20 protein-coding genes are annotated in these 15479 nt (G+C 72.4%); 6 read left to right on the plus strand and 14 right to left on the minus strand.

Going from position 1 to position 15479, the window contains the following annotated elements:
- Window positions 1–46: 46 nt before the first annotated feature.
- The gene (locus B0I31_RS02160) at window positions 47–520 is read left to right on the plus strand and encodes a GNAT family N-acetyltransferase (RefSeq protein WP_106613569.1); all 474 of its coding nucleotides are present in this window, start codon (window positions 47–49) and stop codon (window positions 518–520) included.
- Here the strand turns inward: B0I31_RS02160 and smc are convergent.
- The 4 genes from smc to B0I31_RS02180 are packed head-to-tail and all read right to left on the minus strand — an operon-like array spanning window position 517 to window position 5799.
- Complete coding sequence (gene smc / locus B0I31_RS02165; RefSeq protein WP_181319948.1) at window positions 517–4251, minus strand: chromosome segregation protein SMC; 3735 nt, start codon at window positions 4249–4251, stop codon at window positions 517–519. The two genes, B0I31_RS02160 and smc, sit on opposite strands and share 4 nt — an antisense overlap.
- 58 nt (window positions 4252–4309) lie before the next feature.
- A complete protein-coding gene (locus B0I31_RS02170; RefSeq protein ID WP_106613570.1) occupies window positions 4310–4966 on the minus strand; it encodes an anti-sigma factor family protein in 657 nt (218 codons plus the stop codon).
- A complete protein-coding gene (locus B0I31_RS02175; RefSeq protein ID WP_106613571.1) occupies window positions 4963–5469 on the minus strand; it encodes a sigma-70 family RNA polymerase sigma factor in 507 nt (168 codons plus the stop codon). Before B0I31_RS02175 ends, B0I31_RS02170 begins: the two co-directional genes overlap by 4 nt.
- A gap of 33 nt (window positions 5470–5502) precedes the next feature.
- Window positions 5503–5799 carry an acylphosphatase gene (locus tag B0I31_RS02180; RefSeq protein WP_106613572.1) on the minus strand — a complete coding sequence of 99 codons (297 nt, stop codon included), beginning with the start codon at window positions 5797–5799 and terminating at the stop codon, window positions 5503–5505.
- 64 nt (window positions 5800–5863) lie between these two features.
- Between B0I31_RS02180 and B0I31_RS02185 the strand changes: the two genes are divergently transcribed.
- The 3 genes from B0I31_RS02185 to B0I31_RS02195 all read left to right on the plus strand — a co-directional run bounded on the left by B0I31_RS02185 (window position 5864) and on the right by B0I31_RS02195 (window position 7698).
- Window positions 5864–6565, plus strand: coding sequence for a CAP domain-containing protein (locus B0I31_RS02185; protein ID WP_245949600.1), 702 nt, complete (start codon window positions 5864–5866; stop codon window positions 6563–6565).
- Between the two features lie 31 nt (window positions 6566–6596).
- A complete protein-coding gene (locus tag B0I31_RS40330) occupies window positions 6597–7088 on the plus strand; it encodes a hypothetical protein (RefSeq protein WP_181319949.1) in 492 nt (163 codons plus the stop codon).
- Window positions 7089–7221: 133 nt separating this feature from the next.
- A complete protein-coding gene (locus B0I31_RS02195; RefSeq protein WP_106613574.1) occupies window positions 7222–7698 on the plus strand; it encodes a hypothetical protein in 477 nt (158 codons plus the stop codon).
- Here the strand turns inward: B0I31_RS02195 and B0I31_RS02200 are convergent, their stop codons facing one another.
- On the minus strand, window positions 7699–8229 hold the full coding sequence (locus tag B0I31_RS02200) for a GNAT family N-acetyltransferase (RefSeq protein ID WP_219910570.1): 531 nt from the start codon (window positions 8227–8229) through the stop codon (window positions 7699–7701). It lies immediately after the preceding gene.
- A gap of 68 nt (window positions 8230–8297) precedes the next feature.
- On the opposite strand from B0I31_RS02200, the gene B0I31_RS02205 reads away from it, so the two are divergent.
- Window positions 8298–9407 (plus strand): NAD(P)/FAD-dependent oxidoreductase, encoded by a 1110-nt coding sequence (locus B0I31_RS02205; protein ID WP_181319950.1) that lies wholly within the window; start codon window positions 8298–8300, stop codon window positions 9405–9407.
- Window positions 9408–9410: 3 nt separating this feature from the next.
- On the opposite strand, the gene B0I31_RS02210 is transcribed toward B0I31_RS02205, so the two are convergent.
- Both B0I31_RS02210 and B0I31_RS02215 read right to left on the minus strand, forming a co-directional pair.
- Complete coding sequence (locus B0I31_RS02210) at window positions 9411–10004, minus strand: TetR/AcrR family transcriptional regulator (protein ID WP_106613575.1); 594 nt, start codon at window positions 10002–10004, stop codon at window positions 9411–9413.
- A 36-nt stretch (window positions 10005–10040) separates the two neighbouring features.
- The gene (locus B0I31_RS02215; protein WP_106613576.1) at window positions 10041–10718 is read right to left on the minus strand and encodes a response regulator; all 678 of its coding nucleotides are present in this window, start codon (window positions 10716–10718) and stop codon (window positions 10041–10043) included.
- A 253-nt stretch (window positions 10719–10971) separates the two neighbouring features.
- Here B0I31_RS02215 and B0I31_RS02220 point away from each other — a divergent pair, with 253 nt between their 5' ends.
- The gene (locus B0I31_RS02220) at window positions 10972–11406 is read left to right on the plus strand and encodes a MarR family winged helix-turn-helix transcriptional regulator (protein ID WP_106613577.1); all 435 of its coding nucleotides are present in this window, start codon (window positions 10972–10974) and stop codon (window positions 11404–11406) included.
- 4 nt (window positions 11407–11410) lie between these two features.
- Here the strand turns inward: B0I31_RS02220 and mutM are convergent, their stop codons facing one another.
- From mutM to B0I31_RS02255, 7 genes are all read right to left on the minus strand, one after another.
- Window positions 11411–12268: a bifunctional DNA-formamidopyrimidine glycosylase/DNA-(apurinic or apyrimidinic site) lyase gene (mutM, locus tag B0I31_RS02225; protein WP_106613578.1), complete on the minus strand. Its 858-nt coding sequence runs from the start codon at window positions 12266–12268 to the stop codon at window positions 11411–11413.
- Window positions 12269–12278: 10 nt separating this feature from the next.
- On the minus strand, window positions 12279–12509 hold the full coding sequence (locus B0I31_RS02230) for a hypothetical protein (RefSeq protein ID WP_106613579.1): 231 nt from the start codon (window positions 12507–12509) through the stop codon (window positions 12279–12281).
- A 7-nt stretch (window positions 12510–12516) separates the two neighbouring features.
- Complete coding sequence (rnc, locus tag B0I31_RS02235) at window positions 12517–13338, minus strand: ribonuclease III (RefSeq protein WP_106613580.1); 822 nt, start codon at window positions 13336–13338, stop codon at window positions 12517–12519.
- A 30-nt stretch (window positions 13339–13368) separates the two neighbouring features.
- A complete protein-coding gene (gene rpmF, locus B0I31_RS02240; RefSeq protein WP_073896635.1) occupies window positions 13369–13551 on the minus strand; it encodes a 50S ribosomal protein L32 in 183 nt (60 codons plus the stop codon).
- Window positions 13552–13553: 2 nt separating this feature from the next.
- A complete protein-coding gene (locus B0I31_RS02245) occupies window positions 13554–14141 on the minus strand; it encodes a YceD family protein (RefSeq protein WP_106613581.1) in 588 nt (195 codons plus the stop codon).
- A 105-nt stretch (window positions 14142–14246) separates the two neighbouring features.
- Window positions 14247–14963 (minus strand): DivIVA domain-containing protein, encoded by a 717-nt coding sequence (locus B0I31_RS02250; RefSeq protein WP_106613582.1) that lies wholly within the window; start codon window positions 14961–14963, stop codon window positions 14247–14249.
- 87 nt (window positions 14964–15050) lie between these two features.
- Window positions 15051–15476: a guanyl-specific ribonuclease gene (locus B0I31_RS02255; RefSeq protein ID WP_106613583.1), complete on the minus strand. Its 426-nt coding sequence runs from the start codon at window positions 15474–15476 to the stop codon at window positions 15051–15053.
- Window positions 15477–15479: the final 3 nt, after the last annotated feature.

Consider the following 15479-nt stretch of genomic DNA (forward strand, 5'->3'; position numbering starts at 1 on the left):
GGTGGCCGCTGATACGTTCCCCGCGGGCTTGAACCAAGGGGGGTCAGTGGCAGAGGTGGCACTGCGGCCGGTCGAGGACACCGACCTGGACGCGCTGTTCGAGCAGATGCGCGACCCGGAGTCGGTGCGGATGGCCGCTTTCACGGCCGAGGACCCCGACGACCGCGCGGCGTTCGACGCCCACATGGCGAAGGTGCGGGCGTCACCGGACACGAAGCTGCGCGCGGTGACCCTGGACGGGCGGCTCGTCGGCACCATCTCCAGCTTCGTGATGGAGGGTGACACCGAGATCACCTACTGGCTCGACCGGTCGGTGTGGGGTCGGGGGGTCGCGAGCCGGGCGCTGGCGCTGTTCCTGGACGTGGTCGCGGTCCGGCCGCTGCACGCCCGCGCCGCCAGTGACAACCTCGGCTCGCTCGCGGTCCTGCGGAAAGCGGGGTTCGCGGTCATCGGCACCGAGGTCTCCTACGCCTCCGCGCGAGACGCGGAGATCGAGGAGACGATCCTGCGCCTCGACTAGGCGGACGGGTCGGGCTCACCCTCCGCCGTGACCTCGGCAGCGGCCTCGGCCCGGGGCGCGTCGGCAGCGGCGGTCTCGCCGTTCTGCGCGGCGGTGGGCTGGGGTGTGGTGTCGGCGGGCTTCGCGGCGGGCGCGGTGGCCTTGGCGCGTTTCGGCTTGTCCTCGCCGCGGAGGCGTTGGGAGATCACCTGGCTGATGCCGTCACCGCGCATCGACACGCCGTACAGCGCGTCGGCGATCTCCATCGTCGGCTTCTGGTGCGTGATGATCAACAGCTGCGAGTGCTCCCGCAGCTGCTCGAACAGGCCGATCAGCCGGTGCAGGTTGGTGTCGTCCAACGCCGCCTCGACCTCGTCCATCACGTAGAACGGCGACGGCCTGGCCCGGAAGATCGCCACCAGCATCGCCACCGCCGCGAGCGACTTCTCGCCACCCGACAGCAACGACAGCCGCTTGACCTTCTTGCCCGGCGGCCGGGCCTCCAGCTCGATGCCGGTGGTCAGCATGTCGTCCGGCTCGGTCAGCACCAGCCGTCCCTCGCCACCGGGGAACAGCACCTTGAACACGATCTCGAACTCGCGCGCGACGTCCTCGTAGGCCGACGTGAAGACCTCCAGGATCTTGTCGTCGACCTCCTTCACCACGGTCAGCAGATCGCGCCGGGTCGCCTTGATGTCCTCCAGCTGGTTGGACAGGAACTTGTACCGCTCCTCCAGCGCCGCGAACTCCTCCAGCGCCAACGGGTTGACCTTGCCCAGCAGCGACAGGTCCCGCTCGGCCCGCTTGGCCCGCCGCGCCTGCGTGTCCCGGTCGTACGGCATCGGCTGCGGCGCGGTCACCAGCTCGCCGCGCTCCTTGGCCGCCTCGTACTCGGCGACCTCCTGCGGCGACGGCGGGATGAACACGTCGGGGCCGTACTCGGCGACCAGGTCCTCCAGGCCGATGCCGAACTCCTCGGCGACCTTGGTCTCCAGCTGCTCGATGCGCATCCGCTGCTCGGCCCGCAGCACCTCGTCGCGGTGCACGGCGTCGGTCAGCTTCTCCAGCTCGACCGACATCTCCCGCACCAGGTTGCGCACCTGCGCCAGGTACGTCTCCCGCTGCGTCCTGCGCTCCTGCGCCGCGTCACGCTCGCGGGCCGCCCGCGCCAACGACGCGGCGATCTTCTCCAGCGCGATCTCACCGCCGCGCACCACGGCCTTCGCCACGACCGCACCCCGCGCACGGGCCGCGTGGGCGCGCTGGGCACGTTCCCGCGCCTCGCGCTCGGCCCGCGCCGCCCGCCGCAGCCCTTCCGCCTTGCCCTGCAACGCTCGGGCGCGTTCCTCGGCGGTCCGCAGCCCCAGCCGGGCGTCCACCTCGCCCTGACGGGCGGCGGCCAGCTCGGCGGCCATCTCGTCGCGGTGCGCGGTGTCCGGCTCGTCGTCCAGCGGCTGCTCCTGCGCCACGAGCAGGCGTTCTTCCAGCTCGCCGAGCTTGAGCAGGTTCTCCTCGCGGGCCGCCTCGACCTTCTCCCGCTGCGCCCGCACGCGCTCCACTTCGGCCTCGGCCGAACGCACCGCCGCCGCGAGCCGGTTCAGCCGCTCCGACGACCGGGCACGGCGCACCTTGGCCTCGTTGAGCTGCTCCTTCACCGCGGTGACCTCGGCCCGGCGTGCCTGCTGCTCGGCCCGTGCACCCTCCAGAGCCGCCGCGGACTGTTCCAGAGCGCGCTCCGCCAGCGCCAACTTCTCGGACGCCTCGTCCACCGCGGCCTGCACCTCGATGACGCTCTGGCTGCGCCCCGACCCGCCGACCGCCCAGTCCGCGCCCAGCACGTCGCCGTCACGCGTCACCGCGCGCACCGAGGGGCGCTCGTCGACCAACGCCCGCGCGGTGGCCAGCGAGTCCACCACCGCGACCCGCTCCAACGCCCGGTGCAACGCGGGCCGCAACGGCTCCGGCGCCTGCACCACGTCCACGGCCCACCGCGCGCCGGACGGCAACGACGGCCAGCCGGACCGGTCGACGCTCACCGGCGCACCGCCCACCAGCACACCGGCCCGACCGGTGTCCTGCTCCTTCAACAGCTCCAGCGCCGCCACCGCGTCCGCCCCGGACGCCACCGCGACCGCGTCCGCGATCGGACCGAGCGCCGCCGCCAGCGCGACCTCCGCACCCGGCTCCACGGTCAGCAGCGCCGCGACCGACCCGAGCAACCCCGGCAGCCGGGACGCCAGCAACGCGCCCGCGCCGTCCTTGCGGGTCAGGCCCAGCGACAGCGCGTCCACCCGCGCCTTCCACGACGCGATGTCGCGCTCGGCGGTCCGCTCGGCCTTGACCAGCTCCTCGACCCGGCGGCGCGCGGCGTCGTCCGCCTCGACCGCCAGCCGGTGCCGCTCGTCCAGCCCGACGTCGTCCTCGTCCTCGGTCCCGGTCACCTCACGGGCCTCGGCCAGTTCCTGCTGCACGACCTCGGACCGCTCGACCGCCTCGGCCAGCGCCGTCGACATCCGCTCGATCTCCTCGGCGGTGGCGCTCGTCTTCGACCGCAACGCCTCCACCTGCCCGGACAGCCGGGCCAGGCCCTCGCGCCGGTCGGCGATCGCGCGCACCGCGGCCAGGTGCGCCTTCTCCGCCGCGGACACCATCCGCTCCAGCTCGGCCCGCGTCTCCACGGCCTCGGCGAGCCCGACCCGGGCCTCCGTGACGCCGTCCTGCAGCTCCTGCTCCAGGATCGCGGTCTGCTCCGCCTCGGCCTCCAGCTCGTCCGGGTCACGCCCACCGCGCGGCGCGTCCACCGCCGCGGACAGGTGCCGCTCCCGTTCGACGGCCAGCCGCACCGTGCCGCGCAGCCGTTCCTCCAACGCCGACAGCCGGTACCAGGTGTCCTGGGCCCGCTGGAGCTTCGGCGCGTCGGCCGCGACCTGGTCCTCCAGCTCGTTCTGCTGCAACTGGGCCTGTTGCAGCGACTTCTCCACCTCGGCGCGACGGGCGCGGGCGGCGGCCTCGTCCTGCTCCTCGCGCGCCAACGCCTCGCGCTGCGTCACCAGGTCGTCGGCCAGCAGGCGCATCCGGGCGTCCCGCAGCTCCGACTGCACGACCTGCGCGCGCCGGGCGATCTCGGCCTGCTTGCCCAGCGGCTTGAGCTGGCGGCGCAACTCGGCGGTGAGGTCGGTCAGGCGGGTCAGGTTCGCCTGCATCGCCTCCAGCTTCCGCAGCGCCTTCTCCTTGCGCTTGCGGTGCTTGAGGACGCCCGCGGCCTCCTCGACGAACGCGCGCCGCTCCTCGGGCTTGCTCTCCAGGATCGCGGCGAGCTGGCCCTGGCCGACGATCACGTGCATCTCGCGGCCGATGCCGGAGTCGCTGAGCAGCTCCTGGATGTCCATCAGCCGGCAGGAGTTGCCGTTGATCTCGTACTCGGTGGCGCCCTCGCGGAACATCCGGCGGGTGATCGACACCTCGACGTAGTCGATCGGCAGCGCGCCGTCGGAGTTGTCGATGGTCAGCGTCACCTCGGCGCGGCCGAGCGGCGCGCGGCCGGACGTGCCGGCGAAGATGACGTCCTCCATCTTGCCGCCGCGCAGGTCCTTCGCGCCCTGCGTGCCCATCACCCAGCGCAGCGCGTCGAGCACGTTCGACTTGCCGGACCCGTTCGGTCCGACGACGCACGTGATGCCCGGCTCGAAGCGCAGCGTGGTAGCCGAGGCGAAGGACTTGAAGCCCTTCAGCGTCAGGCTCTTGAGGTGCACGCCGGGCAGAGTACCCGTGCGGGCCATTCACCAGTCGTCGGCACGCTGACCAGCGCGATCACCGCCGGACCGAGACCAGCACCTCCATGTCGACCACCAGGTCCAGCCGTTCGATCTGATCCACCGGGAACGACGTGGAGCCGGGGATCCGCTCGTCCGGCGCGTGGTCGGTGCCCCACCAGCCGCCGACCTCGGTCCGCCCGGCCCGGTCGTGCACGATCAGCTTGCACCGCAGGCCCGGGGGCATGTTCTCGACGGTCAGCCACAGCTCGGTGCCCCACGACTTGCCGACGAGGTCCGCGCTGGCCACGACGCCGGAGGTGGTGTCGGAGGCGTGCCACGTCACGGCGTCCTCGCCGACCAGGTGTGGCACGACCACCGCGCCCAACGCGACGAGCACCACCAGCACCCCCGCGCCGATTAGCACCGGCCACCGCCGTCGCCGGGTCGGCACGGGCAGGGACAGGGGCACGGGCACGGGCTCGGGCGCCGGCGGCAGCGGCCACAGGTCGGGATCGGGCGCGGGGTCGTCGAACGGCAGCTCCAGGTCGTCCAATCGCACCTGGCTGAGCAGTCCCGGCAACGGCGCCAGCCGCACCATCTCCCGCCGGCAGGTGGTACAGCCGTGCACGTGCCGCTCGAACGCCGACCGCTCCGCCGGGTCGAGCGAGCCGAGCAGGTAGGCGCCGAGCGCCACGGTCCGCGCACAGCTCATGACTCGGTCACCCCGCGTTCCTCCAACGCGTCGCGCAGCGCACGCAGGGCGTAGAAGCAGCGCGACTTGACCGTGCCCGGCGGGATGCCCAGCACCGCCGCCGCCTCGGCGACCGAACGCCGCCGGTAGTACAGCTCGACCACCACGTTGCGGTGGTCGACGCTCAGCGCCCGCAGCGCCTCGGCCACCTGCCAGCTCTGCAGGACGTGCTCCACCTCGTCGGCGACCGGCGGCAGGTCGTCCGGTTCGATCGGCACCTCGGACCTGCGGCCGCCGCGCTTGCGGAAACCGGAGATGACCAGGTTGCGGGCCACCGTGTAGAGCCACGGCCCCGCGTCGGCGGGCGTCAGCTCGTCGACGTGCCGCCAGGCGCGCAGCAACGTCTCCTGGACGACGTCCTCCGCCTGCTGGTGGTCACCGCCGACCAGGCGCAGGACGTAGCCGTGCAGCGGGCCGCGCCAACGGCCGTACAGCTGCCTGACGACATCTTCGCCCCGGTCCACATCGAAGTACTACGCCACCGGGGGCCCGGGCGTTCAACGCTCGACGAAACCGGTGAGGCCGCCGCGGGCCTCCGACCAGCGCTCCACGATCGAGTCCACCCGACCGGGGGTGTCACCGGAACGCAGCGCGACCAACAGCTCCCGGCACGCGACTTCGGGACCTTCCGCGTTCACCTCGACCCGTCCGTCGCGCAGGTTGGACGCCGAACCGACAAGACCCAGCTCAAGCGCCCGCGCACGGGTCCACCACCGGAAACCGACGCCTTGCACGTGGCCCCGCACCCAGGCGGTCAGGCGCACGGTCCGCTCTACTCCAGCCACAAGAGCCATCCTGTCATTTCACCCGTTAGTGGTACGGTGCGCGACCGTGACAGCACGGCGCGGTAACCGATCCGTGATCGGCGGACTCGTCGGCCTGCTCCTCGGCGCGGCCGGTGCGACCGGCGTCGCCTTCGCCAACCCGGAACAGCTCGCCCCGTTCGTCGGGGAAAGCGCAGCACAGAGCCGCGGTTCCGACAACATCGGCGTCGGCGGGGTGGGTGGCGTCGGCGAGCCCGCGCAGAGCCGCGAGCCGGAACCGCTGCCGACCACGACCGAGGCTCCGCCGTCCACCGAAACCACCACCGCGACGACCACCACCACCACCGAGACCACCACGACGACGGAGACGACGACCACCACATCCGAACCGTCCGCGGCACCCACGACGACGACCACGCCCGCCGCCGTGTCGCAGGCACAGCAGGTCGTCGCCCTGGTGAACGAGGCCCGCGACCTCGCCGGCTGCAAGCCGCTGGAGGTGGACGACCGGGTGGTCAAGGCCGCGCAGAGCCACAGCACCGACATGGCGGAGCGCGACTACTTCTCGCACACGACCCCCGAGGGCGTCGACTTCGCCCAGCGGATGCGCACCGCCGGCTACCCCAGCCCCGGCGGCGAGAACATCGCCATGGGCCAGCGGTCCGCCGAGCAGGTCATGAGGGCCTGGATGAATTCCGACGGGCACCGCCGCAACATCCTGAACTGCGGGTTCACCACCATCGGCGTGGGTCTGGACACCCGCGGCTGGTACTGGACCCAGAACTTCGGCTGGTAGAGACGACGTCCGACAGACCTTGGGAGAACCGTTGTACGAGACCCCGGAGCCCGAGCGCTCCCGCCTGCGCGTGTCGCCCAACGTGCTGCTGGCCGCGTCCGGTGTCGCCGTGTCGACGATCTTCGCCACCATCGCGTCCCTGGCGGGCGCGACCCCGGACGCGTCGTCCGGCACCCAGCCGCCGCGTGAGGACGTCGTGTCCCGCAGCACCCTCAGCACGGCACCGCGCACGTCGTCGTCCTCGGTCAGCCTGACGACCACGGTGGAGTCGACCACCACCACGACCGAGACCACCACCACGACGACCACGTCGCGCCGCACCCGCGTGACCACGGTGACCAGGCCGGACGGCACCACCACGACCACGACGGTCGAGGACACCGGCACCCAGCCGACGACGACCACCCCGCCGCCCGTGGTCACCACGACCACGACGACGACCACCAAGCCGCCGACGACCACGACCGTGCCGACGACCACCACCACGACGAGCACGACGACCGAGCCGCCGGCCGGCACGTAACGAGATCGTCCGCCGCCGGTGACGGTCACCCACACCATCGTGTGGATCACCGTCCGAACGATGAGGCACGCGGCCTGAGCGGCCGATAACCCGAACACTAACCATCCGTCCGGATCCCCCGCAGGGAGATGGTGTGTTCGAGGAAGAACAGCGCGCGTCGCCGAAGAAGAAGGTCTCCTCGGTGGTTCTGCTCGCCGCGGGCGGCGCCGCCGTCGCCACCGTGATCGCCACGCTCGCCTCGGTGCTGGCCGGTGGCGGGTCCAAGGTCGCGCCACCGCCGGAGCCGCTGGCGGAGGTCGGGACGACCGAGGACGCGCCGGTGAACGCCGTGCCGGGCGCGCGGACGGCCACGGTGGTGGTCACGGTGTCCAAGCAAGCGGGCGCGCAACCGCCGGAGCCGCGCCGGGAGGACGGCTCGCGGCCGGCCGACCCGGCGAGCCCGGACCCGCAGCCGGTCGCGGGGATGTCGTCCGAGCCGCGGACCACCCAGCCGCCGAGCAACCCGCCGTCGTCCTACCGCCCGCCGTCGCCGTCGTCCTCCACGTCGTCCAGCGCCACCACCACGCCGACGACGACCGACGAGACCCCGTCCCCGCCGGACACCCCGTAGCTACCAGACGTCGCCGTCCCGCCAGTCGCAGGTGAGGTCGAGCGTGAGGTCGAGCGGCACGACCGGCAGGACGAAGACCCCGTCGTCCTCCTCCTCGGTGCGCTCGACCCCGGAGGGCGTCAGCGCGAACGTCCTGCCCCGCCACCGCTGCCAGCCACGCGCCGCGTAGAACGCCAGAGCGTCCTCCGACGCGCTGAGGGCGCCGAGGGGGTACGCGCCGCGCACGACGTCCTCCAAGGCCGCCATCACGGCGCCGCCGACACCCTGGCGGCGCCGGTCCGACCGCACCGCGACACCCTCCACGTACCCGGCCCGCAGCGCGCGCCCGTCGTGCAGCAACCGCCGCTGCACGACGGAGCCGTGGCCGATCAGCTCGTCGCCGTCCCGGACCAGGGCGTGCACGCCGCCCAGGCTGTGCTCCCAGTCCTCGTCGCCGAAATCGCCGTCGAACACCTCGTCGAGCAGCTCGCGGACGGCGGTGAGGGTCGCCTCGGGCAGTTGCCAGGTGTGCAGCACGGAAACAGGTGACACGCCTCACACCCTAAGCCGTCACACCGGAGGCTCCCGTCTCGCTCCTCTGATGACGAAAGGACGAGAACATGGCAGAGCACATCGTGGTGGTCGGTGCGGGTTACACGGGCTTGGCCGCGGCCAAGCTGGCGGCGAAGTGGACCGACTGCCGCGTCACCCTGGTCAACGCGCGGGACCGGTTCGTGGAACGGGTCCGGCTGCACCAGCTCGCGGTGGGGCAGCGGCTGCGGGGCGACGTCCCGCTCGCCGAGCTCCTCGCGGGCACCGGCGTCGACCTGGTGGTCGACCGGGTCACCGACATCGACCTGGACACCCGCAAGATCCAGCTCACCGGCGGCGCGCTGGCCTACGACCGGCTGATCTACGCCCTGGGCAGTCACGCGAACCTGGACGGCGTGCCGGGTGCGGCCGAGCACGCGCACGCCGTCTCGACCCGCGAGGACGCCGAGAAGCTCGCCGTGGCGCTGAAGACCGCGCGCACGGTCGCCGTCCTGGGCGGTGGGCTGACCGGCATCGAGGCCGCCTCCGAGCTGGCCGAGTCGCGCCCGGACCTGGACGTGCTGCTGGTCACCGCGGGCGGGTTCGGCGACGCCCTGTCGGACAAGGGCAGGCGGCACCTGCACCACGCGTTCCGCCGGCTCGGCGTCCGGGTGCGCGACCACGCCGACGTCACCGAGGTCCGCGCAGACGGCCTCGTGCTCGGCACCGGCGAGGTCGTCGCCGCCGACGCGGTCGTCTGGACGGCCGGTTTCGCCGTGCCGGACCTGGCGGCGCGGTCCGGGCTCGCGGTGGACGGCCACGGCCGCGTGCTGGTCGACCAGACGTTGACGTCGATCTCGCACCCGGAGGTCCTGGCCGTGGGCGACGCCGCCGCGATCAAGCGGCACGACGGCCTCGAACTGCGCATGGCGTGCGCGACGGGCCTGCCCACGACGCAGCAGGCCGTGCGGGCGCTGGCCAAGCGGCTCGACGGCGGCCGGCCCGACGACCACCTCCGCTTCCGCTACCGCATCCAGTGCATCAGCCTCGGTCGCCGCGACGGCCTGATCCAGTTCGTGAACGACGACGACAGCCCGAAGGAACGCGTCCTCACCGGCCGTGCGGCGGCGCGCGTCAAGGAACTCGTGGTGCGCACCGCGTTCTTGTCCCAGCGCCACCCCACCATGCCGGCGGGCTGAGCCTCACCGGGCCGCCAGACCGGCGTCCACCAGCGCCATCACCGCGCCCGCGAGGGCGTCGGAGCGCTCGACGGGCAGCTGTCCGGCGAGCACCAGCGAGCACAGGCCGTGCAGGACGCAGGCCAGCAGGACGGTCACGTCCGCCTCGTCGTGCGCGGCCAGCTCGCCGGACTCCTGGGCCGCGACGACGGCGGAGGACAGGAGCACGTGCACGCGCTGCTCGGCGGCCGACAGCTCCGGGTGCACGTCCCGGCGCGGCACCTCGCCGCCGAACATCAGCCGGTACAGCGACGGGTTGGCCACCGCGAAGCCCACGTAGGCCCGGCCGATGCCGTGCAGCCGGTCGCGCGGCCCGCCCGACGCCGTCCCGGCCGCCGCGCGCAGCTCGTCGAACCCCTGCGCCATCACCGCCGCCACGAGCCCGGCCTTGTCCGCGAAGTGCCGGTAGGCGGCGGTGTGCGAGACACCGGCCGCGGCGGCGGCCCGGCGCAGCGTCAGGCCTTCGGTGCCCTCGGCGACCAGGAGCGCGCGGGCGGCCGTGACCAGGGCGGCACGCAGGTCGCCGTGGTGGTAGGGCCGCCGGGGCGAGGTCGACACCGGTAACTCCCTCCGCGCTGCTCGGCGGTGCCGGCTCTAGGGCTCGAACCGGTAGCCCATCCCGGGCTCGGTCACCAGGTGCCGGGGGTGCGAGGGCTCGGGCTCCAGCTTGCGCCGCAACTGGGCCAGGTAGACGCGCAGGTAGTGGGTCTCCTTCGCGTACGCCGGGCCCCACACCTCCTGCAGCAGCTGCTTCTGCGCCACCAGCCTGCCCCGGTTGCGGGCCAGGATCTCCAGCAGGCCCCACTCCGTGGGCGTCAGGTGCACCTCGACGCCGTCGCGGCGCACCTTCTTCGCCGCCAGGTCCACGGTGAACGACGCCGTCTCCACGACCGCGTCCTCGCCCTCCACCACCGCCGAGCGCCGCACCGCCGCGCGCAGCCGGGCCAGCAGCTCGTCCATCCCGAACGGCTTGGTCACGTAGTCGTCGGCGCCCGCGTCCAGCGCCTGCACCTTGTCGGCGGAGTCGACCCGCGCGGACAGCACGATGATCGGCACGGTCGTCCAGCCGCGCAGGCCGGCGATCACCTCGGTGCCGTCCACGTCCGGCAGGCCCAGGTCGAGCACGACCACGTCCGGCTTGCCCTCGGCCGCCGCCTTGAGCGCCGCCGTGCCGTCGTGCGCGGTCAGCACCGAGTAGCCGCGGGCCGACAGGTTGATCCGCAACGCCCGCACGATCTGCGGCTCGTCATCGACCACCAGCACCTTTGTCACGCTGAGACACTACGCCCGGACGTCGTCCCACCGTCCTGACGACTACGTTCGGCGAACTTCCTGACATCGTCTTGATGCGGGCCCGACAGCCCTTTATGCCGTTTTGACGGTTCCTTCTCCGCATCGGTGCGGAAAGCGTGAGTACATCCGGGTGCGAATGAAACCGTTCTCTGGACAGCCGTACTGCGATAGTGCGAATGTCCTGTCCGAATTCGGACACTTGCTCACTCACGGTGAGCCACGAGGAGGTCTGATGACCACCAGTGTGACTAATCAGGACGCGTTACAACTCGTGGTCGCCGTGCACCGGCTGATCCGCAGCCTGCGCCAGTCCGCGTCCGTTCGACGATTGCAGCCGACGCAGCTGCTCGTCCTCGCGGAACTCGCCTCACAAGGGCCGATGCGGATCGGTGAGATCGCGGTGCGGGCGCTGTGCTCGCAGCCGACGGCGACCACGGTGGTGACCGGCCTGGAATCCAACGGCCTGGTGCGCCGCGAATCCGATCCCGCGGACGGGCGGGCCACCATCGTGGAACTGACCGGTCTCGGGCGCGACACCATCCTGTCCCTGGCGCACGGCGAAGCCGAATTGCTGTCCGAACGGCTGGCCCGGCTGGAGCCGGAAGAGCGCGACTCGCTCAGGGCGGTCACCCCGCTGCTGCGCAGGCTCGCCGACCCGGCGCGGTGAGGCGTCAACCCCTCGGACGGGGTTGGCAGCGCGGGCACGAGTAGGACGAGCGGTTCATGAAGGGCTCGCGCCTGATCGGCGTCCCGCACCGGCGGCACGGCTCGTCCTCCCGCCCGTACACGGCCAGGGACCGGTCGAAGTAGCCCGACTGGCCGTTCACGTTGACGTAGAGCGCGTCGAACGACGTGCCGCCCTCGCCCAGCGCCTCCAGCATCACCTGCGTGGCGTGCGCGAGCAGCTCGGCGGCCTTGGCCCTGGTCAGCTTGTCCGTGGGCCGCAACCCGTGCAGCCTGGCCCGCCACAGCGCCTCGTCGGCGTAGATGTTGCCCACACCGGAGACGAGCGTCTGGTCGAGCAGGGCGCGCTTGACCTCGGTCCGCCGCTTCCGCAGCGCCGCGACGGCCGCGACCGGGTCGTAAGCCGGGTCCATCGGATCGCGCGCGATGTGCGCCACCGGCTGCGGCAACCGGGTCCCGTCGACCTCGACGATGTCCGCCAACGCCAGTCCGCCGAACGTGCGCTGGTCCACGAACCGCAGCTCGGGGCCGTCGTCGGCGAACCGGACCCGCACCCGCAGGTGCTTCTCGTCCGGGGCGCCGACCGGCTGGACCAGCAGCTGGCCGCTCATGCCGAGGTGCGCGAGCACGGCGTCACCGCCCGACAGGTCGACCCACAGGTACTTGCCGCGACGACGCGCGGCCTCCAGGCGCTGACCGGTCAGGCGCAGCGCGAAATCCGCCGCACCGGGCAGGTGTCGGCGGATCGCGCGTGGGTGGAGGACTTCTACCGCGGCGACGGTCCTCCCCGCGACGTGCTCGTGCAGACCTCGGCGGACGACCTCTACCTCGGGCAGCTCGGGCACGGGCGGGTGGTCAGTCCTCGGACTCGCGCTGGGCGGCAGCGGCCTCGGCCTGCTCCAGCTGCTCGAGCATCTCGTAGGCGGCGGCCTGCGGCTTGGTCGGCTTGAGCACCCAACCACCGGCCTGGGCGGTGTCACGCACGAGTACGAGGCCCTGGATACCGCCGTTGCGGCTGGCGTTGAGCGGGCGGGACGGACGCGCGTGGCGCGCGCGCCGGTTCGTCCGGACGTTCGTGGCATACATTTCGGCGTCAGTCTTCCTGAGTAGGTGCAGCCTGAGGTGAAGCCTGAGGTGATGCCTGCGCGGCCGAGCCGGGTGCGTGGCCGTTCCCGGACGCGCCGGTTTCCTCGGCGCGGACCCGTTCGTGCAGCACGCGGTAGGCGGCCTCGGCCGCCTTCTGCTCGGCTTCCTTCTTCGTGCGCCCGTCGCCGGTGCCGTAGGCCTGACCACCGACGAGCACCGTGGCGGTGAACTCCTTGCGGTGGTCCGGGCCCTGGTCGTCCACCCGGTATTCGGGGACGCCCAGCCCCGCGGACGCGGTCAGCTCCTGGAGACTCGTCTTCCAGTCAAGTCCAGCACCTCGCAGCGGCGCTTCCGCCAACAGCGGGTCGAACAAGTGGTGAACGAGTTGACGCGCGGTGCCTATGCCGAACTGCAGGTAGACCGCGCCGATGACGGCTTCCAGGCCGTCGGCAAGGATGCTCGCCTTGTCCCTGCCTCCGGTCAGCTCCTCGCCGCGACCGAGCAGCAGGTGCCCGCCCAACCCGTCGTCGCCGAGCCCCCGGGCCACACCCGCCAGGGCGTGCATGTTCACCACGCTCGCGCGGAGCTTGGCGAGCTGCCCCTCGGGCAGTTCCGGGTGCGTGCGGTACAGGTGGTCGGTGACGACCAGGCCGAGCACCGCGTCGCCGAGGAACTCCAGCCGCTCGTTCGGCGGCAGGCCGCCGTTCTCGTACGCGTACGAGCGGTGTGTGAGCGCGAGCGTCAGCAGCTCGGCGTCCAGAGGGACGCCGAGCGCTTCGAGCAACGGGGCGCGGTCGGCGGACCGACCGCGCGACGACCTACCCCCCACGATTCGCCGCTACCTTCGCCAGAGGGGTGATCAGGCCGGCTGGACGACCTGGCGGCCGTCGTACTGGCCACAGGCCGGGCAGGCGACGTGCTGCGGCTTCGGCTGGCGGCAGGCCTTGTTCTGGCAGGCCACCAGGTGCACGGCAGCGGTCTTCCACTGAGCGCGGCGCGAGCGCGTGTTCGAGCGCGACATCTTCCGCTTCGGGACGGCCACGACTAGTTCTCCTCTGGATTGTCACGATTCCCGTCGAACCGCTCCTGCAGAGCTGCCCAACGGGGGTCAATCGTCTCATGCCCGTGGTCGGGGCCGAGATCAGCCAGCTTGCCGCCGCAGTCGACGCACAGCCCGAGGCAGTCCGGCGAGCACAGCGGCACCTGCGGCAGCGCGAGCACGATGGCGTCGCGCACCACGGGTTCGAGGTCGATCAGGTCGTCGTGCAGACGGCTGACCTCGTCCTCCTCGGTCGTCTCGTCGGTGGTGCTGTCCGGGTACGCGTACAGCTCGGTCAGCTCCACCTCGACCTCCGCGGACAGCGGTTCCAGGCAGCGCGAGCACTCCCCTTCGACCACCGTCGCGGCCGCGCCCGTCACGAGCACGCCTTCGACCACCGACTCCAGCAGGAGGTCGAGTTCGACCTCGCCCCCGGCCGGTACCGCGATCACGCCCGCGAGGCCGAGGCCCTCCGCGGGCACCGTCCTGCGCAACCCGCGGCTGGAGCCCGCACGACGCCCGAGGTCCCTGGTGTCGATGACCCAGGGCCCGGTCGCTGTGGGACGCGCGGAGGCGTGACGATGCTCAGACATGATGTTTGGTGTTGCCGTCGGGGACTTACCACGACCAGCCGGTCAAGGGTACGGGACAACGGGCGTCCGCGTGAAATCGGCTGGTCGGGGCCTCGTCCGGTCGGGTTATTCGTGATAGTCGAACGGTGCCGCCGCGCTGGCGACGGCCGGGCCGCGCAGGTGCGAGCGGCCCTTGCCGACGCTGCGCAGGGTGTGCGCGAGCAGGTCCTCGAAGTCGGCCAGCTTGCCGTCCACGTAGGCGTCGCACTCGCTGCGCAGCCGGATCGCCTCCGTCTGGGCGGCGTCCAGCACGCGCGCGGCCTCGGCGTGCGCGGCCTGCACCACCTCGGTGCCGTCGACCAGGCGCGCCTGCTCCGCCCGGCCCTCCTCGATCGCGCGCTCGTAGTTCGCCCGGCCCGCCTGGACCATCCGGTCGGCCTCGGCGTGCGCCCGGCCCACCAGGTCCTCGTACTCCTGGCGGCCCGCGGAGACGGTGCGCTGCGCCTGGTCCTCGGCCTCGGCGACCATCCGCTCGGCCCGCGCCCGCGCCTCGGACAGCATCCGCTCGGCCTCGTGCTGCGCCTCGGCGACCATCCGCTCGGCGTCCGACCGCGCCTTGCTCAGCGCCTGGTCCGCGTCGTGCTGCGCCTTGCCGACCAGCTCGTCGCGGTGGTCGAGCACGTCCTGCGCGTCGTCCAGCTCCGCGGGAATGGCGTCGCGCACGTCGTCGAGGAGTTCGAGCACGTCACCGCGCGGCACGACGCACCCGGAGGTCATCGGCACGCCACGCGCTTCCTCGACGATCGTGACCAGCTCGTCGAGGGCCTCGAACACCCGGTACACGTCACACTCCTCGCGCCCACAGCAGTACCCGTCCTAGTGTGCCCTGCCGATCTCGCCGCCGCCGGGAGATCGGCAGGGCGTGTCCGGCTAACGGGTGATGTCCACCAGGACGAAGCTCGCGTAGTGGTCCGGCGTGTAGAAGTACAGCTTCGGCGTGGCGTTGCCGGTCACGATCCGCCGCGCGCCGCGGGTGGAGATGCCGGGCGTCTTGACCGTGTACTCCTTGTAGTAGCCGGTCGGGCAGGCCGGGAGGATGCCCTCGCGGTTGTAGAAGGTCTGGTTGTCCTGCGAGTACGGGTACGGACCGCCCCGCTGGATCAGCCGGACGGTGTCCGTGGCCTGGCTCGGCAGGCTGGACAGGGCCACCCGGCGGAACGCGGACGTGTCACCGCAGGTCGCCTGCGCGACGGTGACCGGCGCCGCGGCCACCGGGCCGGCCGTCGTGAAGGTGCCCGCGAGGACCAGCAGCAGGGAGAGCAGCACCTTGGCGGTGCGCGATGTGATCTCGCTCATGCC

Source organism: Saccharothrix carnea (assembly GCF_003014735.1).
GTDB classification, from domain to species: Bacteria; Actinomycetota; Actinomycetes; order Mycobacteriales; family Pseudonocardiaceae; genus Actinosynnema; species Actinosynnema carneum.